Here is a 25,001-nt window from a genome sequence, read left to right as displayed (position 1 = left end):
TTTTGCGGCCCCCGATGTCTGTCACGCGAACCGGGGACCGGTCGCGCGAGTGTGAGGGACGCCGCGAGCGGGTCCCGCCGGTCCGCCACGAAGGAGAGAACATGAGCAAAGTCATCGGCATTGACCTCGGGACGACCAATTCCTGCGTCGCCGTCATGGACGGTAAGAGCGCCAAGGTCATCGAGAACGCCGAGGGCATGCGCACCACCCCGTCGATGGTCGCCTTCACGGAGGATGGTGAGCGCCTCGTCGGCCAGCCGGCCAAACGCCAGGCGGTGACGAATCCCGAGAATACCCTCTTCGCGGTCAAGCGCCTGATCGGCCGCCGCTTTCAGGACCCCACCGTCGACAAGGACAAGGGTCTCGTCCCCTACCAGATCGTCAAGGCCGACAATGGCGATGCCTGGGTGAAGGCGCGCGACAAGGACTATTCTCCTTCGCAGATCTCCGCCTTCATCCTGCAGAAGATGAAGGAAACCGCCGAGTCCTATCTCGGTGAGACGGTCGAGAAGGCGGTCATCACCGTCCCGGCCTACTTCAACGATTCCCAGCGCCAGGCCACCAAGGACGCCGGCAAGATCGCCGGTCTGGAAGTGCTGCGCATCATCAACGAGCCGACCGCGGCCGCGCTCGCCTACGGTCTCGACAAGAAGGACGGCAAGACGATCGCCGTCTACGATCTCGGCGGCGGCACGTTCGACGTGTCGATCCTGGAAATCGGCGACGGCGTGTTCGAGGTGAAGTCGACCAACGGCGACACCTTCCTCGGCGGCGAAGACTTCGACATGCGGATCCTCGACTATCTCGCGTCGGAGTTCCAGAAGGAGCAGGGCATCGACCTGCGCAAGGACAAGCTCGCCCTTCAGCGCCTGAAAGAGGCTGCGGAAAAGGCCAAGATCGAGCTGTCGTCCGCGACGCAGACCGAGGTGAACCTGCCGTTCATCACCGCCGACCAGTCCGGCCCGAAGCACCTCACCATGAAGCTGTCCCGCTCCAAGCTGGAAAGCCTGGTCGAGGATCTCGTCGAGCGCACCATCGCACCGTGCCGCTCCGCGCTGAAGGACGCCGAGCTGTCCCAGAGCCAGATCGACGAGGTTGTTCTCGTCGGCGGCATGACGCGCATGCCCAAGGTTCAGGAAGCGGTCAAAAACTTCTTCGGCAAGGAGCCCCACAAGGGCGTGAACCCGGATGAGGTCGTGGCCATCGGCGCGGCGATCCAGGGCGGCGTCCTGCAGGGCGACGTCAAGGACGTTCTGCTGCTCGACGTCACCCCGCTGTCCCTCGGCATCGAGACGCTGGGCGGTGTCTTCACCCGACTGATCGACCGGAACACCACGATCCCGACCAAAAAGTCCCAGGTCTTCTCGACCGCCGAGGACTCCCAGTCGGCCGTGACGATCCGCGTCTTCCAGGGCGAGCGTGAGATGGCCGCCGACAACAAGATGCTCGGCCAGTTCGACCTCGTCGGCATTCCGCCCGCACCGCGCGGCGTGCCGCAGATCGAAGTGACCTTCGACATCGACGCCAACGGCATCGTTCAGGTTTCGGCGAAGGACAAGGGCACCGGCAAAGAGCAGCAGATCCGCATCCAGGCCTCGGGCGGCCTGTCGGACGCCGACATCGACCAGATGGTGAAGGACGCCGAGTCCCACGCCGAGGACGACAAGAAGCGCCGCGCTCTCGTCGAGGCCAAGAACCAGGCCGAGGCGCTGATCCACTCGACCGAGAAGATGATCGCCGAGAATGGCGACAAGATTGCTGACTCGGACAAGTCGACCGTCGAGGCGGCCATCGCCGACCTGAAGACCGCGCTCGAGGGTGACGATCCGGCCGCCATCGAGCAGCGCACCCAGGCGCTCGCCCAGGCGTCCATGAAGCTCGGCGAGGCGATGTACGCCTCCGCCCAGGCCGATGGCGGCGAGGGCCCCGGCGCCCCCGGTGCCGACGCCGAGAAGGACGATGTCGTCGACGCCGACTTCGAGGAAGTGTCGGACGACGATCGCAAGCGCTCGGCCTGAGCCGCCGGAGGGCATGGTGAAAACCGGCCTGACACATGACACGGCGGGTGCGGTCCTCAGGGGCCGCACCCTTTCTCATGGGGCCGGATGCTCCGGATCGGCGCCGTCCTGTGGCGCACCTTTCGGGACCGCGTCTCGCGGCACACGCTTCGGCGGCGCAGCGATCGACCGGACCCCGGCGCGCACGGCGCGATCCTCCCTCTTCTGCGCCGCCTCACGCGCCGCCCCGTCCGCCCTTGGCGGATGCGCACCCGGCAGGGCATCGCAGCACCGCCGTGCTGGGCTCGGCGCGCAGCACCGCCGGGCCGGACCCGGCAACGCCTTTTCATCCGTGCGCATGTCTCCCCAGCGGATCCCGCAGGGTCCGTCTCCATTGATGACAATGCATGAGTTAATCTAAGAAGAGCGATGGCAACCACTCAGAAGCGCGACTACTACGAGCTCCTCGAGGTCTCTCGGACGGTGGACGAGAAGGGCCTTAAGAGTGCCTATCGCAAGCTGGCCATGAAGTATCACCCGGATCGCAATCCGGGCGATGCCGAAGCCGAAGTGATGTTCAAGGAGTGCACCGAGGCCTACGACATCCTGCGTGACCCGCAGAAGCGCGCCGCATACGACCGCTTCGGCCACGCCGCCTTCGACGGGCGCATGGGTGGCGGCGGCGCCGGCGGCCCCGGTTTCGGCAACGACTTCGCCTCGGCGATGAGCGATATCTTCGACGAGTTCTTCGGCGGAGCGCGCGGCGGCGGCGGTGGCCGCAACGCGCGGCACCGCGGCTCGGACCTGCGCTACAACCTCGAAATCAGCCTGGAAGACGCCTTCCGCGGCAAGCGCGTCACCATCAACGTTCCGACCAGCGCCACGTGCGACGTGTGCACCGGGACCGGCGCCAAGCCGGGCACCGAGCCGGTGAGCTGCCCGACCTGCCACGGTGCGGGCCGCGTGCGCGTCAGCCAGGGCTTCTTCACGCTGGAACGCACCTGCGTCACCTGTTCCGGCCGCGGCCAGGTCGTGCGTGACCCGTGCGCCCATTGCGGCGGCTCCGGCCGCGTCTCCAAGGAGCGCGAGCTGTCGGTGGAGATTCCCGCCGGCATCGAGGACGGCACGCGCATCCGCCTCGCGGGTGACGGCGAGGCCGGCGTGATGGGCGGGCCTCCGGGCGATCTCTACATCTTCCTCACCATCAAGGCGCACGACTTCTTCCAGCGCGAAGGGGCGGACCTCTACTGCCGCGTGCCCATCTCCATGGCGCGCGCGGCGCTCGGCGGATCCATCGAGGTGCCGTCCATCGACGGCGAAAAGGCCAAGGTGAAGATCCCCGAGGCGACGCAGACCGGGCGCCAGTTCCGCCTGCGCGGCAAGGGCATGCCGGTGCTGCGCTCCTCGCAGACGGGCGACATGTACATCCAGGTGGTGGTCGAGACGCCGCAGAAACTGACCCGCCGTCAGCGCGAGCTCTTAACCGAATTCGAAGAACTGTCCTCGAATGAGAACCATCCGGAGAGTCACGGGTTCTTCTCCCGTGCCCGTGAGTTTTTCGAGAACCTGTCCCAATAGCGGCAGCGGACCCCTGCGGTGAGCGGAGCCCCCATGATTGACCAAGCACGGCAACGCGCGCGCGAGATGCACACGCGCCTGACGCAAGAGATGCAGAACTTGAAGCAGAAGCGCGCCGAAGGGGTCAACGCAACCCGCGAGCTCCGCATCGTGGAAGAATTGCGGGCGCTCGCCCGGCGCACCGAGGCGGAGCTGCGCCCCTCCGACACAACGCGCGCCAAGCTGCGCCGCGTGCAGTCGCGCGTCCTCGACGAAGCGCGCTTCCTGCGCCAATGGGCCGAGAGCCCGCTGAAGACCGGCGCTGTCGCCCCGTCCGGGCAGGAGCTGTCGCGGCTGATGGCGGGCTACGTGGAGCTGGACCGGCCGGGCGTCATCGTCGAGCTGGGGCCGGGCACCGGCGCGGTGACGCAGGCGCTGGTGGAGCGCGGCGTCCCGCAGGAGCGCCTCCTCCTCATCGAATATTCGTCCGAGTTCTGCACCCTGCTGCGCGAGCGCTTTCCGCAGGCGACGGTGGTGCAAGGCAACGCCTACGCGCTCGGCGACGTTTTGGACGACCTCGGCAACCCGCCTGTGGCCTCGGTCGTATCCGGTCTGCCGCTCTTCACGCGGCCGCTGCCGGAGCGTCAGGCGCTGATGTCCGCGGCGATGGCCGCGATGTCGCCGGGTGCCCCGTTCATCCAGTTCTCCTACGCGCTGGTTCCGGCGGTGAAGGGCCTCGTCGGCATCACCTGGTCCACCTCGCGCTGGGTCATCGCCAATCTGCCGCCGGCGCGCGTGTGGGCCTACCGGTCCGACGAGGGCGTGGCCGCGGTCGCCGCCTGAGGCATCCCGACCCGCCGTATCGCGGCCCGGCCGCGGCGGCGCACCTGTCCGCCCCTCGGTTGTTTGCCGCGTCACGGTTGCCCATATCAGGCCCGAATGACAACGGTATCTCAGGACATGACAGACTCGAACAACGCCGTCTGGCACGGGACGACGATCGTCACCGTGCGCAAGGGCGACAAGGTCGTCGTCGCCGGTGACGGCCAGGTCACGATGGGCCACACGGTCGTCAAAGGCACGGCGCGCAAGGTGCGGCCGATCGGCGGCGGCAAGGTCATCGCCGGGTTCGCCGGCGCCACGGCCGATGCCTTCACGCTGCTGGAACGCCTCGAAGCCAAGCTGGAGCAGTATCCGGGCCAGCTCATGCGCGCCGCCGTGGAACTCGCCAAGGACTGGCGCACCGACCGCTACCTCAGGCACCTCGAAGCCATGATGATCGTCGCCGACACCAACGAAACGCTGGTGATCACCGGCAACGGCGACGTGCTGCAGCCGGAAGCCGGCATCGCAGGCATCGGCTCCGGCGGCACCTACGCGCTGGCCGCCGCCCGCGCGCTCGCCGACACCGACATGAGCGCCGAGGAGATCGCCCGCCGCGCCATGGCGATCGCCGCGGAAATCTGCGTCTACACCAACGACAGCGTCATCGTCGAAAGCCTGGACGCTGCCGCCTGATGGTCAGACGCCAGGCTGGCGCACCGCGGCCAGCGCGGACCCGTCACCGGCCGGTGCGTGCGTGATCACGCTGAGCGCGCCGTTCGTCTCCAGCACCACGGCGTGGATGCCCGACAGTCCCGCATATCCCGCCGACCTCACGGCCGCGAGCACGGAGGCTTCGGACAGGCGGGCGGCGCGCATCGCTTCGGTGAGAAGCACGCCGTCCCGCACGACCAGCGTCGGCTCCGACTTCACCGCGCGCCGTGCGGCGGCGGAGTGGGCGCCGGCGAAGGCGACGACCGCCTGGCACACGACGAGCGCCAGAAGCGCGGCGAGACCGTGCGACAGGGAGACGCTCGGCGACAGGATCGTCGTCGCGAGAACGGAGCCGAGCGCCACCGTCACGACGAAGTCGAATGCGTTGAGGTCGGTGAGCGTCCGTTTCCCGCTGATCCTCAGGAGAACGACGAGTGCCGCATAGGATGCGACGGCGAGCATCGCCACTTGTACGACCCGCGGCGCGTCAGAATATAGATCAAGCATGCCACGTGAACGCGGCGCGGCCGCCGTTGGTTGCGTTGCAGTCGAATTGCCGTGCCGTCAGGGCGGCGCACGGCGGGACCACGGTCCGCCGTCGGAAAGGAACACCATGACCGACTTTTCACCCCGCGAGATCGTCTCCGAGCTGGACCGCTACATCATCGGCCAGAAGGAGGCGAAACGCGCCGTCGCCATCGCGCTTCGAAACCGCTGGCGCAGGCAGCAGCTTTCCGAAGAGCTGCGTGACGAGGTGATGCCCAAGAACATCCTGATGATCGGCCCCACCGGCGTCGGCAAGACGGAGATTTCGCGCCGCCTCGCCAAGCTCGCCAACGCGCCCTTCATCAAGGTCGAGGCGACGAAGTTCACCGAGGTCGGCTATGTCGGCCGCGACGTCGAGCAGATCGTGCGCGACCTCGTCGAGATCGGGCTGTCCCAGGTGCGCGAGCGGCGCCGCAAGGAGGTGCGCGCCACCGCCCACGCCGCGGCCGAGGCGCGCGTTCTGGAAGCCGTCGTCGGCAAGAACGCCTCGCCGGGCACGAAGGAGAGCTTCTCCAAACGCCTGCGCAACGGCGAGCTGGACGACCGCGAGATCGAGATCGAGATTTCCGCCGCACCGTCGATGCCGAACTTCGACATTCCGGGCATGCCGGGCGGCAACATCGGCGTCATGAACCTGTCCGACATGCTGGGCAAGGCGTTCGGCCAGCAGAAGAAGACGCACCGCACCACCGTGCGCGATTCCTACGAGCTCCTCATCACCGAGGAGTCCGACAAGCTGCTCGACACCGACAAGCTCACCCAGGAGGCTCTGCGCCAGGTGGAGCAGAACGGCATCGTCTTCCTGGACGAGATCGACAAGATCACCGTGCGCTCGGACCGCTCGGGCGGCGACGTCTCGCGCGAGGGCGTGCAGCGCGATCTGCTGCCGCTGGTGGAGGGAACGACCGTCACCACCAAGTACGGCCAGGTGAAGACGGACCACATCCTCTTCATCGCGTCCGGCGCGTTCCACGTGTCGAAGCCGTCCGACCTGTTGCCGGAGCTGCAGGGCCGCCTGCCGATCCGCGTCGAGCTTCAGCCGCTCACCAAGGAGGACTTCCGCTCCATCCTGACCGAGACGGAGGCGTCCTTGATCAAGCAATCCTCGGCGCTTCTGGCGACGGAGGGGGTGACGCTGAACTTCACGCCGGACGGGATCGACGCGCTGGCCGAGGTGGCGGTGGACATCAACGCCACGGTGGAGAACATCGGCGCGCGGCGGCTGCAGACGGTGATCGAGCGGGTGCTGGACGAGATCTCTTTCACCGCCACCGACCGCGCGGGCGAGACGCTGACGATCGACGGCGACTACGTGCGCTCCGGCGTGGCCGAGATCGCCAAGAACGCCGACCTGTCGCGCTTCATCCTCTAATGGGCGGCGCGGCGCATCCGTGGGCGCGGGCGGCGGTTTATGGGGATGGGCGGCGGCCATGGCGCGCCGCCGCCGTGGACCCCTCCGCGCGAGCCATGGTATCGGCGAAGAACCGTCCAGTTTGCCGGGTGATTCGCCCTTGCGCTGTGACTTCCGAGGAGGGCGGCCCGGCTGCCCGAGCGTTGTGAGAGGCCGCTGGTGAGCAACGAGGACGATCTGACTGCGCCCCGTCGCGGCCGCCCTGGCGCTGCCGGCGCGGAACGGCCGCGCCGACGCGATGCGGCCGAAGCGGGGGGCGCGCGCGCTTCGCGCCCCGGCAAGGCCGAGCGTCCCGGCAAGGGCGAACGTCCCGGCAAGGTCGAGCGCCCCGAGGGGCAGCGCCTGACCCGTGCGGAGAAGGCCGAACGGCGCGCCGCGCGCCAACGCATGCGGGCCGAAAAGCAACTCGCCCGCGCCGAAAAGCAAGCCACACGCGCCGAGAAGCAGGCGAACCGTGCCGCCCGCCAGGCCGCCCGTGCAGGAGCCGCCGAGCCGTTGACCGCGCCGCCGCTGACACCGGCCGCCGAAGCCGTCATCGCGGCCGCCCCGGCCCCGGCCGCGCCCGCCGCCGCCGCCACGGGCGACGATGCGCCGGATGCACCGCGCAGGCGCCGCCGCGTGCCCAATCCCTACATGCGCACGTCCCCGGCGAGCGCGCCGTCGGTCGACATCGCGCCGGACCTCGCCGAGCGCCTGCTCGCCGCCGCCATCGACACCGCCGAAGCGCACTTCCGCCAATATATCGCCACCGGCGGCGCGGTGACCGACGCCTATCGCTCCGCCATCGCCAAGACGCTGGACTTCACCCGCGAGCACGCCCAGAGCCCGACCTTCCACGAGGACGACTTCGTGTCGACCGCGGTGCTGGTGTCGCTGCTGGAGCCGAAACTGATCGCCCTCGCCGGGGCCAGCGCGGACGCCGTCGCCGCCGCCTACGCGACCTCGACCGCCAAGGTGGTGGCGCTGGCGCGGGACGCCGACAAGCTGGCCCGCGCCATCGCCCGCGACACCTTCTCGGAGGAAGACTTCGGCGCCTACGACTTCGGCACGCTGCCGGAGGGGTCGCTCGCCCATATCAGCGATCAGGTCTCCACCGCCAAGCGGCTTCTGGACGCCGAGGCGAAGGGGTTCGATGCGGCGATCGTCGTCAATTCACCCGGCATCGGCCTGATGACGCGCCAGGGGCCGGCCCCGGTGCCGACGCTGCCGATGATCCTCAACGCGCCGTCCTACAGGGCCGGCGACGTCTTCGCCTGGTCCACCAAGCGCCGCCGCTTCGAGGTGACCGTGTCCGAGGCGATGCTGAACGAGATGGCCCGCGCCGCCGCGATCATCGACCGCGTGGTGCCGTTCCCGGACCTGTCGGGCGTGATGGCGCTGCCCGTGAAGGACCAGCATCTCGGCACGCCCGCGCTGGTCCTCTTCCGCTGAACGCGGCTCTCGCGCTGACCGGCTTGCGCCGCGCTGAACCGCGGGCGCCCCGCCGCAACGGGGCGCGCCCGGGCCGGCCTCAGCGTGAGACGGTGATGCCCGCGCCGTCGGACGTGGAGCCGGAGAAGCTCTGCGCCGAGTCGGCCCGCAGCGTGGCGACCTGCGTCGAACCGTCGCCGCCCTTCAGCGTCACCGTGCTGCCGTTCAGGTCCCACGCGGCGATGCCGGCCAGCGACGGCGCCGAGCAGCCGCGCGTGGAGGCGCGGTAGCCGCCCGTCCACGTCGTCAGCGACATGAAGAGCTGGCAGCTCGCGCCGCCGGACGAGATGGTCCACCCGCCGAGAAGATCCGTGCGGCCGACGCTGACGCCGGACGGGGCGGGCGTCGCGGCTGCCGTCTGCACGCCGCCGCCGAAGTTCGGTTCGGTGCCCGGCAGCGGCTCGGACGCGATCGGCGCTTCCGGCACCTCCGGCTGGACCGGCTCCAGCGTCGGCGGCGGGGCGAGCGGCGCCTGCTGCACCGGGCGCGACGGGGCCGGCTGCACCGAGGCGATGGTCTGCGTGCGCTGCGTCATGCAGCCGCCTGCGGCAAGTGTCAGGGCGCCAACCATCGCGAGGTGCAATGCCCGCGGCGTGGAACGGTACTCGATCATCACATTTGCCCCTTCAGGCCTCTGGCATTCAACGCCGGTACGGGACACCGGCAGGTTCCGAGCGCGTGTCACCCATCGGCGCGGCGCATCGCACGACGACGGTCCTCTAACCGTGTCGGCCCGGACCTGTCGATATACCGTTAACGCGGGGCGCGGTTGAAGGGGGGAGGGCAAATTCGCTGGCGCTTCGACGGCCGTTTCGGCACCATCATGCACACACCCACCCTCGGCACCGCCGCGCGGCCGTCGGCGGCGGCCGCCTCACGCCGACAGCGGACGGTGCACCGGCGGCTGCGACAGGACGAGGTCCGGCGGCCTGTGCCCGTCCAGAAAAACGCGGATGTTGATGATCACCTTGTCGCCCATGTCGATCCGCCCTTCGCGCGTGGCGGACCCCATATGCGGCAAGAGCAGCGCCTTGCCCGCCTTGGCGAGCGCGATGAGCTTCGGGTTCACCTCCGGCTCGTTGGAAAACACGTCGAGCGCCGCGCCCGCCAGCTTGCCGTCCTCGATCATGCGGATCAGCGCGTCTTCGTCGACGATGTCGCCGCGGGCGAGGTTCACCACCATCGCGTCCGGCTTCATCAGCGCCAGGCGGCGGGCGGACAGAAGGTGGAAGGTCGCCGGTGTCTGCGGGCAGTGGATGCTGACGAAATCCATCCGCGCCAGCATCTGGTCGAGGCTCTGCCAGTAGGTCGCGCCGATCGGCTCGACGATGGACGGCGCCGCGGGCCGGCGGTTGTGGTAGTGCACCGACATGCCGAACGCCTTCGCGCGCCGGGCGACGGCGGTGCCGATCCGCCCCATGCCGACGATGCCGATGCGCTTGCCCCACACGCGGTTGCCCATCATCCACGTCGGCGCCCAGCCGTGGAAGCCGCCGTCCCGCATCACCTCCACGCCGTCGACGATGCGGCGCGGGAGGGCGAGGATCATCGCCATCGTCATGTCGGCGGTGTCCTCGGTCAACACGCCCGGTGTGTTGGTGACGAGGATCTTGCGCGCCGCCGCGGCCTCGATGTCGATATTGTCGGTGCCGTTGCCGTAGTTGGCGATGAGGCCGAGTTGCGGCCCCGACTGCTCCAGCACCGCCGCGTCGATCCTGTCGGTGATGGTCGGCACGAGGACGCGGGCGTGGCGCACCGCCTCCACCAGCTCGGCCTGGGTCATCGGCCGGTCGTCGGCATTCAGCTTCACGTCGAAAAGCTGGCCCATGCGCTCTTCGACCGGCTCCGGCAGCTTGCGCGTGACGATGACGCTGGTCGACATATCGCTCCTCATCACCCCGCCCTTCCGGCGGGTCCGCCTGTTCCGACGAAGCGGCCGGTCTTGCTAACGATGCCGCAACCGGTTCGATGCCACCTTATCGGTCCCCGCCAAAGAGGGAACGATGAAGCCTATCCCATTTTCTCGCGCAACTGTGGCCCTGGCCTTTGGCATGGGTCTCGCCATCATCTCCGCACTTCCGTCCACGGCGGCCGAGCCTGTGGAGACCGGCCCCAGCGGCCTGCCCTTGCCGCGTTTCGTCAGCCTGTCGGCGGGGACGGTCAACGTGCGGGTGGGGCCTGGCCCGTCGTACAAGATCAAGTGGATCTTCAATAAGCGCGGCCTGCCGGTGGAGATCGTGCGCGAATACGGCAACTGGCGGCGTGTGCGCGATTCTGAGGGCGAAGAGGGGTGGATCCACCGCTCGCTCCTGTCCGGCAAGCGAACCGCCCTGGTGGCGCCGTGGTCCGACACCGAGACGGTGCCGCTGCTGCGCGAGCCGAGCCCGAGCGCCGACCCGGTCGCCTACCTGCAGCCCTTCGTGCTGGCCGACGTGAAGCGATGCGACGGGGCATGGTGCGCCATCGAAGGCGCCAACTGGCAAGGCATGGTGCCGCAGCGCACCCTGTGGGGCGTATACCCGAGCGAAACGGTGGATTGAGGCGGGGCGGGCTCGCGCAAGTTCCGGCGCTAGATTGGCGGAGGCGCCTCAACGAGGGGAGTTCCCCCCTCGCGCTCCCACTGAAGTCGGCTGTTGCCGATTTCAGGATCCATCATGCTCGACTGCGCAACAGCGGAATTGGGGCTCGCCAGCGGGCAGGCGTTCAGTTCGGGCTGCAGAAGCCCGAGACTGAACACCTGATGCAAGGCTGTGAAGGCGCGCGACGGCGTCAAGACCACCGTCCTCCCCGTGCTCGTCCGCTGAAGAAGCGGACCGCGCGCCGGTCCGGGCGGGATCTTGACCCCGCCGCCAGCCTTCAGATCCGTGATGCTGTCGAAAATCAGCCGAACGGGCGGCGCTGGTTGATCGCAGCCGCGAGCGTGCCCTCGTCCAGATAGTCGAGTTCGCCGCCGATCGGCACACCGGACGCGAGGCGCGAGATGGTGACGCCCGTCGGCTCCAGCCGCTCGGTGATGTAGTGGGCCGTGGTCTGGCCCTCCACCGTGGCGTTCAGCGCCAGGAGCACCTCGGCGATGCCACCGTCCGCCACCCGCTCCACCAGCTTGCCGATGCCGATGTCATCCGGCCCCAACCCGTCCAGCGCCGAGATCGTGCCGCCCAGAACGTGATAGCGGGCGCGCAGAACCGCCGCACGCTCCAGCGCCCACAGATCGCCGACGTCCTCGACCACGACGAGAAGCGCGGGATCGCGCGAGGCGTCGGCGCAGACGGTGCAGGGGTCGGACGTGTCGACATTGCCGCAGATGGAGCAGAGGCCGACACGCTCGCCCACCTCCGCCATCGCCGCGGCGAGAGGGTGCAGCAGCACCTCGCGCTTCTTCACCATGTGCAGCGCGGCTCTGCGGGCCGAGCGGGGGCCAAGCCCCGGCAACTTCGCCAGAAGCGCGATCAGACGCTCGATCTCGGGGCCGGCAACCGCCACGCAACGCTCTCCGGGAAAAAGATCGGCCGCCGCACGCGGGGTGCTCGGCGGCCGGTCGGACGGGTCAGCCGCCGAAGGGCAGCTTCATGCCGGGGGGAAGGCCGAGGTCGCCCATCAGGTCCTGCGTGCGCTCCTGCACCAGGCCCTGCACCTTGGCCTGCGCATCGGCCACGGCGGCCATGACCAGGTCCTCGACGATTTCTTTCTCGTCCGGCTTCATCAGCGCCGGGTCGATCCAAAGCGCGGTCAGCACCATGGCGCCGTTCATCGTCGCCTTGACGGAGCCGGCACCCGATTCACCCGACGCCTCGATGGTCTTCAGCTCTTCCTGAAGATCGCCCATCCGGCTCTGGATCTCGCGGGCTTTGCCCATCATCTTGAAAAGGTCCATCTCAATCCTTTCGGTGCGTGCGGCCGTGCTGCTCGCCGGGTGTCGTGTCACCCTCGGCGGCGTCGTCGGGGCCGTCATGTTTGCGGACTTCTTTGATCTCGGCGTCGCTGAAGCGCTCCAGGATCGCCTTCACCAGCGGATCGGTCTCCGCCTCGGCCTTCAGGCGAAGCTGCTCGGCGGCGCGCACCTCGTAAAGCGTCGGTCCTGTGGCGCCGTCGCTCACCGAGACGATCCAGCGCTCGCCCGTCACCTCGGTCAGCTTGGCGCCGAGCTGGCCTGCCGCGGCGGCGTTGGCGCTGTCCGTCAGCGACACCTCGATGCGGCCCTGGGCAAAGCTCTTCAGCCGCATGTCCTGCTCCACCGCCTTCTTCAGGATCAGCGAGTGGGAGCCCATCAGCTCGGCCACGTCCGCGAAGGACTTCGGCGCGGGACGCTCGGACACGGCGGGGCGGGCGCGCTGCGTCGCCGCGGGACCGCGGGCGGGCCCTCGCGCGGCGCTGCCGGGCGTTCGCGCCGCGCCGCCGCCGGGGGCCTGCGGCGCGTCCGACAAGGGCAGGCGGTCGGGGTCCGGCAGGCTCGCCATGTAGCACAGACGGATCAGCACCATCTCGGCCGCCATCATCGGCTTGGGGGCAGACTGCACCTCCTGAATGCCGGTCAGAAGCGCCTGCCACATGCGCGACAAAGCGGCCATGCCCAGCGTCTCGGCGAATCCGGCGGCGCGTTCGCGCACGTCTTGCGGCTCGCCGGCGTCGGGCGGGCCGTTGGTCACCTTGAGGCGCGTCACCTGATGCGTGAAGGCGGCGAGGTCGGACAGCACCACCGCCGGGTCGGCGCCGACCTCGTACTGCGCGGCGAGTTCGGCCAGCGCGCCGGCCGGGTCACCCCTCATGATCAGCTCGAACAGGTCGACGGTGCGCGCCCGGTCCGCGAGGCCCAGCATGTCGCGCAGGCTTTCGGCGGAGATGACGCCGCCGCCGTGGCTGATCGCCTGGTCCATCAGGGAGAGGGAATCGCGCACCGAGCCCTCCGCCGCGCGGGAGATCAGCCGCAGCGCCTCGTCCTCGGCGGTGATGCCTTCGGAGGCGGCGACCTTGGTCAGATGCTCGGTCAGCTCCGCGGCGTCGATTCGGCGCAGGTCGAACCGCTGGCAGCGGGACAGCACCGTCACCGGCACCTTGCGGATCTCGGTGGTGGCGAAGATGAATTTGACGTGCTCGGGCGGCTCTTCCAGCGTCTTCAGCAGGCCGTTGAAGGCCGCCGTCGACAGCATGTGCACCTCGTCGATGATATAGACCTTGTAGAGCGCCGAGACGGGCTTGTAGCGCGCCGCGTCGGTGATCTCGCGAATATCGTTGATCGAGGTGTGGGAGGCGGCGTCCATCTCGATCACGTCGACATGGCGGCCTTCCATGATGGCCTGGCAATGGTCGCCCCGCTCGGTGAAATCCACCGTGGGTTTGCGCACGCCGTCCTTTTCGTAGTTCAGCGCGCGGGCGAGGATGCGGGCGGTGGTCGTCTTGCCGACACCGCGCACGCCGGTCAGCATCCACGCCTGGGGGATCCGGTCGTGGGCGAAGGCGTTCTTGAGGGTGCGCACCATCGGCGCCTGGCCGATGAGTTCGCCGAAATGGCTCGGGCGATATTTACGCGCGAGGACCGTGTAGGGCGATGCGCTCGAAACGGGGCTGTCGGACAAGCGAGGCTCCGGCCTGAGGCAGGCACGATCCAGAATAAGGCGCCGCGCGGTGCGGCACCTCAAGGCGCGACACCGAAGGGCGATGAGAAGGAGGCCGGCGAATGACCCGGACCGGAATCGTTAGGGCTGCTTCGTTCCCGACCTGACCCGGTTGGCGAAGGGTCCGTCCACCGCCGACCTCCCAACGCCCTATATCAATATCATGACCCCTCTTGGCAAGGCCGGATCTCGACGATCTTGCCCCCCGCGGCCTCCGCATCCGCAGGATCGTGGCTCACCATGACAACGGGAAGCGCGTCTTCGCGGGCGAGTGTGAACACCATAGCCCGAACGTCGGCCCTCAGCGCCGGGTCGAGGGCGGCGAACGGTTCGTCCAGCAGCAGCGCCCGCGGGGCCGAGGCGAGGGTGCGGGCTAGCGCGACGCGGCTCTTCTGGCCGCCCGACAGCGTCGCGGGGTCGCGGGTCTCGGTCCCGGCCATCTGCGTGCGGGCGAGGTGGGCGGCGGCGCGGGCACGGCGCTCGGCCCGCGGCAGGCGGCGGCCCTCCGCGCGGCGCGGGACGGCGAACATCACGTTTTCCAGCACCGACATGTGCGGGTAGAGGAGCGCGTCCTGGAACATGAGGCCCATGCCGCGCCGCTCGGCCGGCAGGGCGGCGATGTCCTCGCACCCCAGCGACAGCCGGCCGGTGACGGTGAAGGGCGGCTGCAACAGCCCGGCGATCGCGAGGAGCAGCGTGGATTTTCCGGCGCCCGACGGGCCGATGACGGAGAGGACCTCGCCCGGCGCGACGGCGGCCGCGAGGCTGGCGAGTTCGCGCCCGGACAGCGCAACGTGGATGTCGGCGACGAGGCCGCTTCGTGCGGGGGTGTCCGTCATACCCGCCCGCCCATGCCGGCGCGGTGGCGGAACAGGGCCGCCGGTATCCCGCGCGCCAAGGCGAAGGCGGCGAAGGGGAGGGCGAGCTGCACCAATGCCAGGATGGCGACGAGGCGCCTGTCCCCGCCGGTCGCGGTCGCCACCGCCTCGGTGGTGATGGTGACGACCGTGCCGCCGCCGACGAGCCGCGTCGGGACGTAGAGCGCTACGCTGACCGCCACCGAAAGCGCCGCCGCCACCGCCAGCGGGCGCGAGAGGAGGGCGAGCCGCACCGTCACGAAGCGCCGCCACGGGGCGACGCCGTAGCTGCGGGCGAGGCGCTCATAGCCGGGGTCCAGCGCGCGCCAGGGTCCGGCCAGGGCGATGAGGGCGTAGGGGAGCGCGAAGAGGGCATGGGCGAAGACGATCGGGACGAGCCCCGGCGCGACGCCGAGGCCGATGGATAGGGTGGAGATGCCGAACAGGAAGGCGACCTGCGGCACCACCAGCGGCACATAGATCGCCCGGCCCGTGCGCACACCGCTGGCGAGAAGCGTCACCGCCAGCGGCATCGCCACCGCCGTGGCGCCGAGCGCGACGGTGAGCGTGGTGACGAGGGCCGGCCAGAGCTGCGGCAGGCGCTCGACCCATGTGGCGAGGCTGGGGTTCGGCGGAACGAGGTCCGGGAACGGCCAGTATCCGGCGACCGACTGGGCCGCCAGCGCCATCGTCGCTGCCGCCATGATGGCCGCGAACAGCGCCGCGAGGGCGAGTGCGGCGGCGCGGGCGGGGGCGTCGTGCGTCCAGCGCCGCCCGCTGCGGCGAAGGCGTGCGGCGGCGGCTCCAGCGGCCCGCTCCAGCCCGGCCCAGGCGAGGGCGAGGCCCGCCATCAGCGCGAGCAGCAGCACCGCGCCCGCCGATCCGGTCAGCCAGGCGGCGATGTCGGGCGAGGAGAGGGCGGTGAGGACGCGCACCGCGAGCGTCGGCGGGCGGGTGGGGCCGAGGATCAGCGCCACGTCCACCACCGACACCGAGAAGGCGAGGACGGCGAGGATGGGAAGGCGCATCTGCCGGTAGACCAGCGGCCAGACGCCGTGGAGGAAGGCCGCCATCCGCCCGTAGCCCAGCGAGCGGGCGAGGGCGACGCGGGAGGGCGCCTCGGTCTGGCCGAGTGCGGCGATCCCCATCAGGACCAGGAAGGGCGTCTCCTTCAGCACCAGCGCCGCGGTGAGGGCGAGGCCGTAGGGGTCTTTGACGAGGGCGATGTCGGGCGGTGCGGTGAACCCGGTGATGCCGGGCGAGAGGGCGCGCAAGAGGAGCCCGGACGGGGCGAAGAGCATCGCGAAGCCCAGCGCCGCCGCCGCGTGCGGCACCGACAAGAGCGGGGCGAGCGCGCGATCCGCGATCCGCATCGCCCGCGTGCCGAACGTGCCGGCGAGGATCAGCGCGGCGGCCACCACCGAGAGTGCCGTCGCGGCGAAGGCGGTGCCGGCCGACAGCGCGGCCGAGCGGGCAAGGCCCGGCCATTCGGCGAGCGCCGCGAACGGGGCGAGGCTGAGCGCTGCCGATCCCGCCGCCGGAAAATAGCCGAACGCCGGGAGAAGCACGCCGAGAAGCCCCGCCGCCACCGGCACCACGATGACGAGTTTGACCGCCCACCCCGCGACCACGGCGCCCGTCAGCCCGTGGCCTCGGCCGGGCGTGCGGCGTCCGGCGCCGGATGCGGGGAGGGCGTGCAGGGTGCCGGTCGGCTCGATGGTGACGTTCCTCCTACGGCGGCGGCTGGCGTCTGCGGCGGGCCAGACCTTGTCGCGGCCCGCCGGTGATGCCACGTCCCGCCCACCCCGCAAAGAGAGTGGAGCGGCACGGCGCGATGCCACGTCCCGCCCAAGCCGCAAAGAGAGTGGAGCGGCGCGGCGCGATGCCACAGCGCCGCGGCGGACCGGCCGAACCACCTCCCGCCGTCGCTGCCGCGCCTTCCGGGATCAACACATATTTTGGGGCGCTGCCATGTGCGAGCGTGGCGGGCGGACGGCGTGCTTGTGGGCGCCGCTTTGTCCGGGGAGCGGCGTCCAAAGCTTAGGCACCTTAGGCGTGGGCGAGCGGTTCTGCGGCGCCTTGGGTGGTGAGGCGCTGGGTGCCTCGGGGAGGCGGCGGATTTCGTGCGGGCTATGGGCACGGCCGCCTCCTTGGTGCGCTGCGACGCTTCAGGCATTGGGTATTGTCGTTGCGGCATCGTGGCTGGCGGGCTCTGCGTCGTTCCATGGGCGGCGGTGTTCGTGCGGGGAGTGGCCGCGGCAACGTCCGGAGGCGCGGCGTTCCCGAGCTGCGACGCTTCAGGCATGGGGGATTGTCGTTGCGGAATCGTGGCTGGCGGGCACTGCGTCGTTCCGTGGGCGGCGGTGCTCGTGCGGGCCGTGGCCGCGGCAGCGTTCGGACGCGCGGTGTTCCCGAGCTGCGACACTTCAGGCACGGGGGATTGTATGTGCGGCGTCGTGGCTGGCGGGGCGCTGTAGCGCTTCGTGGGGAGGGGTGCTCGTGCGGGCCATGGGCGCGGCCGCGTCCGGAGGCGCGGCGTTCCCGAGCTGCGCCAACTCAGGCGTGGGTCATCGATCCTGCGACATCGTGGCAGTTGGGGCGCAGCGCTCCTTCGCGAGCCGCGCGCACGGCCCATGGGCGCGTCTGCGGTGCGGGGCCGGGTTAGGGGGCTGTAAAAGAGGCGAGAGCGGCGGCGGCGTCACCTTGGGTGTCAGGCCGCGCGCCGCAACGGGCTGCGGCGCGGACCACCTTCTGGCGCGGAGCGGTTATGCCTTTGGTGGGGCCGGATCGCCGTGGCGCGGAGGGCACGCTATATTGGGGCCATGCTCACGCACGAGACCGCGCCCTTCCACGCCGTTCTCTTCCCCCACCGCTCGCTCTCGCGGCGCGGCTTCGCGGTGCTGATGGTGATCGTCGGCGGCACGCTCGGCTTCGCCGCGCTGCGCACCCTCGCCCTCGGCGCCTGGCCCGTCGCCGTCTTCTCCGTCCTCGACATCCTGCTCGTGTGGGGCGCCTTCCACCTCTCCTACCGCTCCGGCAAGGCGTTCGAGGAAGTCACCGTCACCCAGGACGAGGTGGTCGTGCGCAAGGTGTCGCCCGGCGGCAGGGTCAGCGAGCACCGCTTCCACACCGCATGGGCGCGCATCACCATCAACCGGCGCGAGGAAGAGGTGGTGCGCCTGCGCGTCGGCTCGCACGGCCGGTCCATCGTCATCGGCGATTTTCTGAACCCCGGCGACCGCGCCACTTTCGCCGACGCCTTCGCCGACGCGCTCATCCGCAGCAAACGCGGCGTTTGAGCGGGCCGGGTGGACGGCCGCGCGCCTGCGGCCGGCCGCGGCCGTTAAGCCGGCGCCCCGACGTGCAAAGGGCAGTCCGGCGCGGGTGCAGGCGGGGGCGTCAGCGCGGCGGCGGCTCCTTCATGGGCACCACGGCGAAACCGGCGGCGCGCAGCAGGGCCACCAGCCCGTCCTCGCCCGGCAGATGCAGCGCACCCACCGCAATCACCACACCGCCCGCGGCCAGAGCGGGAGCCGCCCGCTCCACCATGCGCCTGTTGCGGGCGGCGACGATCCGGTTCCAGAACACCGCCGACAACGCCTCGGCCTCCTCCTCGCCGAGGACATCGGCCGCCAGCGCCAGCCCGTAGGTCCACATCGCGCCGATGTGGCGCGTGCGGTAGAGGGCGAGGTTGGTGAACCAGGTCGTCAGATCGTCGCCGCTCTGGGCCAGCATCATGCGCAGGATCTGCATGCTCGCCTCGGGGTCGGCGTCGAGCGCGGTCACCTGCTCGCCCACCGTCTCCAGCGCCGTCACGGGAACGCCGTTCGCGCGGGCGATGCCTTGCAGCCGCGCGTCGAGGCCGGGGCGGCTCACCGCGTCGATCGCGCAGGGCGGCACGCTGAGAAGGCCGATCAGCATCATCGGCCGCAGCGTCTCGGCCACCACCAGCGGCATGCCGTAGCGCGACAGAACGGCCGCCGCGTGGGCGCGCTCGTCCTCGCTCATCGCCTCGGTCAGGCGCGCCCCGTCTTGGCGCACCACGTTTGCGGGGTCGGCGGACCAGCGGGCGAACTCCTCGTCCAGCGTGTCCGTCTCGAGCTCGACGAGGAGGCCCCGCGCCTCGCCCACGAGGTGGGTGAGGAGGGGCCCCGGCGTATCGATCCCTCCGACGGGGACGTGAAACGTGCCGACGAGGTAGGACGGCGGGTCGGTCTCCACCCGCCACAGGCGGCCCGAAGCGTTGGGCATCGTCTCCGCCGCACGGTCGAGCGCCGCGGCGGTGACCGGCGCGGACAGCAGCGCCGCATCACCCGGTGGCACGCCGCATTCGGCCGCCGCCGGGGCGACGGCGAGGAGCGCCGCCGCCAGCGCACCATAGACGGCGCGCGACGCCCGCCCGGCGATCCCGGCGCGGATCGATGCGCGCCGGCCGGGCAGGGCGAGGCTCAGAACGAGAAGCCCTTCGCCTTGGCGAGATCCGCCAGCGAGGTCTGCGGCCGCGCGCCGAAGTGGGAGATCACCTCCGCCGCCGCCAGCGCACCGATGCGCGCACAGTCCGCCGGAGCCATCCCGCGCGCATAGCCAAGCATGAAGCCGCCCGCGAAGAGGTCGCCCGCGCCGGTCAGGTCGACCACCTTGGTCGCCTCCGCCGGAACGTCCTCGGCGACGCCCTTCGTGATCACCCGCGCGCCCTTCTCGCTCATCGTCACCACCGCGGTGGGGACGAGCTCGCCGAGCTTCGCCGCCGCAGCGTCCACGTCCTCGGTCTGGAACAGCGACTTCACTTCCGCCGCGTTGGCGAAGCACAGGCCGATGGTGCCGCCGGACAGGATCTTCATGAAGTCGTCGCGGTGACGCTCGACGCAGAAGGAGTCCGAAAGCGTGATGGCGCCGATGCGGCCCGCGTCCGACGCACGCTTGGCGGCGAGGTAGAAGGCGTCCATCGCCGCGGGCGGGTCGAACAGGTAGCCTTCCAGGAAGGTGATGGCGGCGCTCTCCACCAGCCCTTCGGCGATGTCGGCCACCGTCAGCTCCTGGCTTGCGCCGAGGAAGGTGTTCATCGTGCGCTCGCCGTCCGGCGTCACCAGGATGGTGGAGGTCGCCGTCGGTGCCCCGCCGATCAGCGGCGGTGTGGTGAAGACGACGCCCGCATGGCGCATGTCGTGGACGTAGGCTTCGCCGTTGGCGTCGTCCGCCACCTTGCCGATGAACGCCGCGCGACCGCCGAGCGAGGCCACACCCGCCACCGTGTTGCCCGCGGACCCGCCGGACACGCGCACCGAGTCCGTCAGCTCCGCGTCGACCGCGCGCGCCTCTTCCTCGGTGACGAGCCGCATCGAGCCCTTCGCGACGCCGAGGCGCTCCAGCGAATCGTCCTTCACGTGGCCCAGAATGTCGAAGATGGCGTTCCCGATGCCGAGAACGTCGAAGCGTGCGTCAGTCATTCATGTCTCCAGATAGGCCATAGGGCGAACCATGGAGCCGGGGCGCGGTCAAGTCTCCGGCCCCGTGACGGGCGCGCGGGTTGCGGCGCCTGCGCCGATGGTCAGGCGTCCCAGACGATCTGGGCGGATTGCAGATCGCGCGAGTTGGGGCCGACCTTGAGGACGAATGTGCCGGGGTCCCAGACCCATTCGACCGAGGTCATCGTCTCGCCCATCGCGTAGGAGAGGTCGCGGCGGTTGAGGGTGAAGGCCACCTCGCGCGCCTCGCCGGGAGCGAGCGTGATCTTCTCGAACCCCTTCAACTCCTGCATCGGCCGGGTGATCCGCGCCACCGGATCGGAGACGTAGAGCTGCACCACCTCGGTGCCCGTGCGCGCGCCGGTGTTGGTGACGGTGACGCGCACGGTGGCTGTGGCGTCCACGCCCTTCAGCCGGTCCGCGTCGACGCTCGGCTTCGAGTAGGCGAAGGTGGTGTATGAGAGGCCGAAGCCGAAGGGGAGGAGGCCCGTCGCCGGGGCGACGGTGTCGGGAAGGTCGAGATAGCCGGTCTTGAACTTCTCGAAGCGGCCGGGATAAGGCCGCCCCGTCGCCTCCGCCTGGTGATGCACCGGCACCTGGCCCGTGCGCGCCGGAAAGGCCGCGGACAGGCGGCCCGACGGGTCGACCTTGCCGGTCAGAATGTCGGCGATGCCGTGCCCGGCCTCGGTGCCCGCGAACCACGCGAAGAGCACCGCGTCGGCCAGCGCGAGTTCCGGCTCCAGGGCCAGCGGGCGGCCACCTTTGACGACGAGAACCAGCGGCATGCCGGTCGCCGCCAGCGCCTCGACGAGACGCTTCTGCGGGGCAGGGAGGCCGAGGTCGGTCACCGAGGAGCACTCGCCCGAATGCTCCTTCGCCTCGCCCACCACGGCCACCGTCACGTCGGCGGCGCGCGCGGCGTCGACCGCCTCGTCCAGCATCACCGCCGCGCTGCGGGTGTCGAGAAACACCGTTTGGCCGTGGACGTTCAGCCGGTCGGCGAGGATGCGGTCGTCGACGATGTCGGCGCCCTTCACGCAGGTGATCGGCCCGGTGTGGCCGGCGTGGAGGCCCTCCAGCAGCGTCACCGCCTGGCGGTGGTCACCGGACACCGCCCATGTGCCGAGGAGGTTGGTCTGGTCGTCCGCCTGGGCGCCGACCATCGCCACCCGCGCGCCCGGCGCCAGCGGCAGGATGCCGTTGTTCTTGAGCAGGACCGCGCTCTCGGCGATGGCGGCGCGGGCAAGGCGCCGGTGCGGCGGCGACAGCGGCAGGCTCGCGGCGCGCTCGTCATCGCAATAGCGGTAGGGATCCTCGAACAGGCCGATGCGCTCTTTGAGGGCGAGGACGCGGCCGCACGCCTCGTCGATCGCCGCGCGGATGTCGGCGGCGGGGATGTCAATGCCGGATTCGGGGCGTGACAGGCCCTCTTCGGCGAGCTTCGGCAGGTGGTTCAGGTAGTCCTCGCCGATCATGTCCATGTCGATGCCCGCGAGCAGGGCGAGACCGGCCACCGTCTCCCGGTCGCCGAGGCCGTGGGCGGCGAGCTCCATGATGCCGGTATAGTCGGCCACCATCAGCCCGTCGAAGCCGGCGGTGCCGCGCAGCCAGCCGCGGATCAGCGCGCGGTGGGCGTGCATGGGCCGCTTGTTCAGCGCGTTGAAGGACCCCATGACGGAGCCCGCCCCCGCCGCCACACCGGCGCGGAAGGGTTCGGCATAGACGCCGATCGCCTCCTCGGGCGACAGCGAGGCGTTGTCATAGTCGCGCCCGCCGACGGCCGCGCCATAGGCGAGGAAGTGCTTGAGGCACGAGACCACGGTGTCCGGCGCGCGCGGGTCGTCACCCTCGAAGCCGCGGACCATCGCCTCGGCGTAGCGGGCGGCGAGGAAGGGGTCCTCACCGGGGCTCTCGGCGATGCGGCCCCAGCGCGGGTCGCGGGCGATGTCCACCATCGGCGCATAGACGTGGTTGATGCCCTCCGCCGACGCCTCGATGGCGGCGACGCGCGCCACGTCGTGCCAGAGCTGCGGATTGAAGGCGCAGCCGAGCGCGATGGGGAGCGGGAAGATCGTGCGGTGGCCGTGGATCACGTCCTCGGCGAAGAACAGCGGAATGCCGTGCGCCGATCCCTTCAGCGCGATCTCCTGCCAGGCGCGCACCGAGGCGACGGACTTGGTGCCGAAGAGGCCGCCGAGCTGACCCGCGGCCAGCCGTCCCTCGATGTTGCGCGTGGCGGGGCTTCCGGTCTCCGGCCCCTCGCCGGCGCTGAGGAGGTTGAGCTGGCCGATCTTCTCGGCCAGCGTCATGCGCTGCAGGAGAGCAGCGACAAAGTCGGAGTGCGGCATGGGGACGGCTCAGCCCTATTCGGCGGCGATCTGGTCGACCGATTTCGCCACCTGACCTAGGGCGTGGATGTCGCCGATACCATCCTCGATGTAGAGAATCCGGTCGTAGAAGGACTTGCCGCCGGGCGCCACGGGAGGCTCGGGCGTGTGCATGATCGAGATCACGATCGCCTTCGGCAGGTGCTCGGCGAGCAGGCGGTGGAACTCCAGCGTGGCGAGCGGGTCCAGCGCCGCACACGCCTCGTCCAGCAGCAGCACGTCGGGCTTTTGCAGGAGGATGCGGGCGAGCACCAGGCGCTGGCGCTGGCCGCCGGAGAAGACGCTGTTCCAGGGCTTCCCGTGGTGGAGGTCGTCCTCCAGGTCGCCGATGAACTTGCCGAGGCCGACCTCCGCCAGCGCTGCGGCGATCTGAATGTCGGTGAACTTGCCCCCGAAGTCGGGGTAGCAGATCAGTTCCTTCAGCGTCAGGCGCGTGGGCAGGTCCGGGTCCTGCCCGGCGAAGAACATGCGGCTTCCGGCCGGGTGGACGATGTCGCCCGAGCCGTAGGGCCACAGCCCCGCGATCGCCTTCATCAACGAGGATTTGCCGCAACCATTCTGGCCGCGCACGTAGGCCCACTGACCGGGGCGGATGGAGATGTGCGGCACGGTCAGGAAGGGCGCGGTGTCCTTGCCGCGGTGGTGCAGGGCGACGTTCTTCAAGGTCAGGCCGAAGCGCGGGTCCTGATCCAGATGGCGGAAGGCGTGAACGCCGGTCTGGCTGTAGAAGTCGGTCTGGTCGCTGGCGATTTCGATGGCGTTGGCGACCTCCGTCAGACGGACCGCGTTGGCCTTCAGCGTGGCGATGGCGGGCATTACCTGGATGAACCAGGAGCAATCCTCGATCAGCTCGGCCGCCAGCTCCGACGTCGCCGAATAGGCGCGGAAGGAGAGGGCGCCCGACAGGTAGCCCGGCAACGCCGGCAGGTAGGAGACGAGGCGCTTGGAGAGGAAGTTGTAGCTGTTGGTGAACATCATGAACCCGGCCTGGGTGATGTTCATGCGGTGCCACACGTCGTCGATGTGGCCGTAGAGCTTGCCGTTGGTGCGCTGCTGCACGCGCTGGCCGTGGCTGATCGCGAGCTGGCCGGAGCGGCCCAGCATCTCGTTCAGCTCGCCGCGCCACGTGCCGTCGCGGGATTGGCGCTCCAGCGTCTGACGCTCCAGGACGCGGCCCAAAAGCCATGCGCAGAAGGTGCCCAGCGGCACGTAGACGATGATGAGGAGGGCCACCAGAAGGGCCGAACCGTAGTCGCCGGGCGAGAAGGTGAGCGCGGAACCGACGGCGGGGCCAAAAAGTTCCGTCGCCTTGGAACCGATCGCGGCAAACCAGCGTTCAAGAAACGGCACCGCGACCGACCGCTCGATGATGGCGGAGGACACGAAATAGATCGACGTGACCGAGCCCCAGATGCCCATTGCGAGGCCGATGATGCCGCCGAACATGGAGTTCGTGCACTCGTCGAGCCGCTGGTCGACGTTGTCCGGCATCCGGCCGACGGCATTCGGCCCTGCGTCGCGGTTGGACATCAGGTTCATGGCGATGTGGTTGCGGCCGAGCAGGGCGGCGGAGAACTGCCCCTGCGTCCACCCGCGCGCCTTGCGGTGCAGCGTGGCGGACACGAAGTGACGCAGTCCGATCAGCGCATAACGGCCGAGGAAGATGGCCGCGAACAGGGCGACGGACGCCATCAGGATGGCGACCGGATCGGCGCCGTTCGTGGGCTCGTGGAACGAGACGATGGAGTTGAGGAAGTCGGCGCTCGCGGTCGCCGCCCACACGCTGCTCTTGGAGATGACGGTGGTGATGGCGAAGACGGCGAAGGTCAGAGACCACGCCTCGACCCAGCGCTCGGACAGCCAGTAGGCCGACAAGAGGCCCCAGAAACCGCGCATGTTGGAGACGGGGGTCGCCCCTTGGCGCCGCAGCGCGCGGGACAGGCGCGGGTGCAGGCGGCCAACCGCATAGAGCAGAGGCAGCGCGCCGAGGCCGACGCCCCAGAGCGCGGCGAAGGTCACGCCGGACCAGCTTCGGCCGAATTCCAGGAGGTCGGCCACGGCTCCGGGCGCATCCATGAGCAGACGGTCGAGAACCAGAGCCACGAGGGCGGCGCCAAGCACCGTCGCCAGGAGCGCGCCCCTTTCAGTCCCGCCCGGAATCCC

General features: G+C 70.1%; 20 protein-coding genes and 1 other RNA gene. 8 read left to right on the top strand and 13 right to left on the bottom strand.

Going from position 1 to position 25,001, the window contains the following annotated elements:
* Positions 1-101: 101 nt before the first annotated feature.
* From dnaK to hslV, 4 genes are all read left to right on the top strand, one after another.
* Positions 102-2,018 carry a molecular chaperone DnaK gene (dnaK, locus tag BIX52_RS15745; RefSeq protein WP_075222034.1) on the top strand — a complete coding sequence of 639 codons (1,917 nt, stop codon included), beginning with the start codon at positions 102-104 and terminating at the stop codon, positions 2,016-2,018.
* A 408-nt stretch (positions 2,019-2,426) separates the two neighbouring features.
* On the top strand, positions 2,427-3,575 hold the full coding sequence (gene dnaJ, locus BIX52_RS15740) for a molecular chaperone DnaJ (protein WP_075222033.1): 1,149 nt from the start codon (positions 2,427-2,429) through the stop codon (positions 3,573-3,575).
* A 222-nt stretch (positions 3,576-3,797) separates the two neighbouring features.
* Complete coding sequence (locus BIX52_RS15735; RefSeq protein WP_083551411.1) at positions 3,798-4,397, top strand: class I SAM-dependent methyltransferase; 600 nt, start codon at positions 3,798-3,800, stop codon at positions 4,395-4,397.
* 117 nt (positions 4,398-4,514) lie between these two features.
* Positions 4,515-5,072 (top strand): ATP-dependent protease subunit HslV, encoded by a 558-nt coding sequence (gene hslV, locus BIX52_RS15730; RefSeq protein ID WP_075222032.1) that lies wholly within the window; start codon positions 4,515-4,517, stop codon positions 5,070-5,072.
* Positions 5,073-5,075: 3 nt separating this feature from the next.
* Here hslV and BIX52_RS15725 read toward each other — a convergent pair whose 3' ends face one another.
* Positions 5,076-5,552 (bottom strand): DUF421 domain-containing protein, encoded by a 477-nt coding sequence (locus BIX52_RS15725; protein ID WP_205647765.1) that lies wholly within the window; start codon positions 5,550-5,552, stop codon positions 5,076-5,078.
* 151 nt (positions 5,553-5,703) lie between these two features.
* Between BIX52_RS15725 and hslU the strand changes: the two genes are divergently transcribed.
* Both hslU and BIX52_RS15715 read left to right on the top strand, forming a co-directional pair.
* Positions 5,704-7,008 (top strand): ATP-dependent protease ATPase subunit HslU, encoded by a 1,305-nt coding sequence (hslU, locus tag BIX52_RS15720; RefSeq protein ID WP_075222030.1) that lies wholly within the window; start codon positions 5,704-5,706, stop codon positions 7,006-7,008.
* Between the two features lie 198 nt (positions 7,009-7,206).
* Complete coding sequence (locus tag BIX52_RS15715; protein WP_075222029.1) at positions 7,207-8,478, top strand: hypothetical protein; 1,272 nt, start codon at positions 7,207-7,209, stop codon at positions 8,476-8,478.
* A 79-nt stretch (positions 8,479-8,557) separates the two neighbouring features.
* Here BIX52_RS15715 and BIX52_RS15710 read toward each other — a convergent pair whose 3' ends face one another.
* Entirely contained in the window at positions 8,558-9,052 is a 495-nt protein-coding gene (locus tag BIX52_RS15710; RefSeq protein ID WP_083551409.1) for an AprI/Inh family metalloprotease inhibitor, read from the bottom strand.
* A gap of 339 nt (positions 9,053-9,391) precedes the next feature.
* Complete coding sequence (locus BIX52_RS15705; RefSeq protein WP_083660332.1) at positions 9,392-10,399, bottom strand: 2-hydroxyacid dehydrogenase; 1,008 nt, start codon at positions 10,397-10,399, stop codon at positions 9,392-9,394.
* A gap of 169 nt (positions 10,400-10,568) precedes the next feature.
* Here BIX52_RS15705 and BIX52_RS15700 point away from each other — a divergent pair, with 169 nt between their 5' ends.
* Entirely contained in the window at positions 10,569-11,057 is a 489-nt protein-coding gene (locus BIX52_RS15700; RefSeq protein WP_205647778.1) for an SH3 domain-containing protein, read from the top strand.
* Positions 11,058-11,397: 340 nt separating this feature from the next.
* On the opposite strand, the gene recR is transcribed toward BIX52_RS15700, so the two are convergent.
* The 6 genes from recR to BIX52_RS15670 all read right to left on the bottom strand — a co-directional run bounded on the left by recR (position 11,398) and on the right by BIX52_RS15670 (position 16,779).
* Positions 11,398-12,000 (bottom strand): recombination mediator RecR, encoded by a 603-nt coding sequence (gene recR / locus BIX52_RS15695; RefSeq protein WP_075222025.1) that lies wholly within the window; start codon positions 11,998-12,000, stop codon positions 11,398-11,400.
* Positions 12,001-12,064: 64 nt separating this feature from the next.
* On the bottom strand, positions 12,065-12,391 hold the full coding sequence (locus tag BIX52_RS15690; protein ID WP_075222024.1) for a YbaB/EbfC family nucleoid-associated protein: 327 nt from the start codon (positions 12,389-12,391) through the stop codon (positions 12,065-12,067).
* Between the two features lies 1 nt (position 12,392).
* Positions 12,393-14,090 (bottom strand): DNA polymerase III subunit gamma/tau, encoded by a 1,698-nt coding sequence (locus BIX52_RS15685; RefSeq protein WP_075222023.1) that lies wholly within the window; start codon positions 14,088-14,090, stop codon positions 12,393-12,395.
* Between the two features lie 89 nt (positions 14,091-14,179).
* Positions 14,180-14,269: signal recognition particle sRNA small type (ffs, locus tag BIX52_RS15680), an RNA gene on the bottom strand.
* Between the two features lie 21 nt (positions 14,270-14,290).
* Positions 14,291-14,968, bottom strand: coding sequence for an ATP-binding cassette domain-containing protein (locus tag BIX52_RS15675; protein ID WP_075222022.1), 678 nt, complete (start codon positions 14,966-14,968; stop codon positions 14,291-14,293).
* A complete protein-coding gene (locus BIX52_RS15670) occupies positions 14,965-16,779 on the bottom strand; it encodes an ABC transporter permease (protein ID WP_211098189.1) in 1,815 nt (604 codons plus the stop codon). Before BIX52_RS15670 ends, BIX52_RS15675 begins: the two co-directional genes overlap by 4 nt.
* Positions 16,780-17,808: 1,029 nt before the next feature.
* On the opposite strand from BIX52_RS15670, the gene BIX52_RS15665 reads away from it, so the two are divergent.
* Positions 17,809-18,285 (top strand): DUF2244 domain-containing protein, encoded by a 477-nt coding sequence (locus tag BIX52_RS15665; protein WP_075222021.1) that lies wholly within the window; start codon positions 17,809-17,811, stop codon positions 18,283-18,285.
* 100 nt (positions 18,286-18,385) lie between these two features.
* On the opposite strand, the gene BIX52_RS15660 is transcribed toward BIX52_RS15665, so the two are convergent.
* The 4 genes from BIX52_RS15660 to BIX52_RS15645 all read right to left on the bottom strand — a co-directional run bounded on the left by BIX52_RS15660 (position 18,386) and on the right by BIX52_RS15645 (position 24,941).
* Positions 18,386-19,309, bottom strand: coding sequence for a TraB/GumN family protein (locus BIX52_RS15660; RefSeq protein ID WP_075222020.1), 924 nt, complete (start codon positions 19,307-19,309; stop codon positions 18,386-18,388).
* Positions 19,310-19,434: 125 nt separating this feature from the next.
* Complete coding sequence (locus BIX52_RS15655; RefSeq protein ID WP_075222019.1) at positions 19,435-20,433, bottom strand: adenosine kinase; 999 nt, start codon at positions 20,431-20,433, stop codon at positions 19,435-19,437.
* A gap of 101 nt (positions 20,434-20,534) precedes the next feature.
* The gene (gene bglX / locus BIX52_RS15650; RefSeq protein WP_075222018.1) at positions 20,535-22,799 is read right to left on the bottom strand and encodes a beta-glucosidase BglX; all 2,265 of its coding nucleotides are present in this window, start codon (positions 22,797-22,799) and stop codon (positions 20,535-20,537) included.
* A 15-nt stretch (positions 22,800-22,814) separates the two neighbouring features.
* A complete protein-coding gene (locus BIX52_RS15645) occupies positions 22,815-24,941 on the bottom strand; it encodes an ABC transporter ATP-binding protein/permease (protein ID WP_170126417.1) in 2,127 nt (708 codons plus the stop codon).
* Positions 24,942-25,001: the final 60 nt, after the last annotated feature.

It is taken from the genome of Acuticoccus yangtzensis, from assembly GCF_001927245.1.
GTDB classification, from domain to species: domain Bacteria; phylum Pseudomonadota; class Alphaproteobacteria; order Rhizobiales; family Amorphaceae; genus Acuticoccus; species Acuticoccus yangtzensis.
The sequence above is the reverse complement of the archived record's forward strand: the minus strand, read 5'-3'. Positions and strand labels throughout refer to the sequence as shown.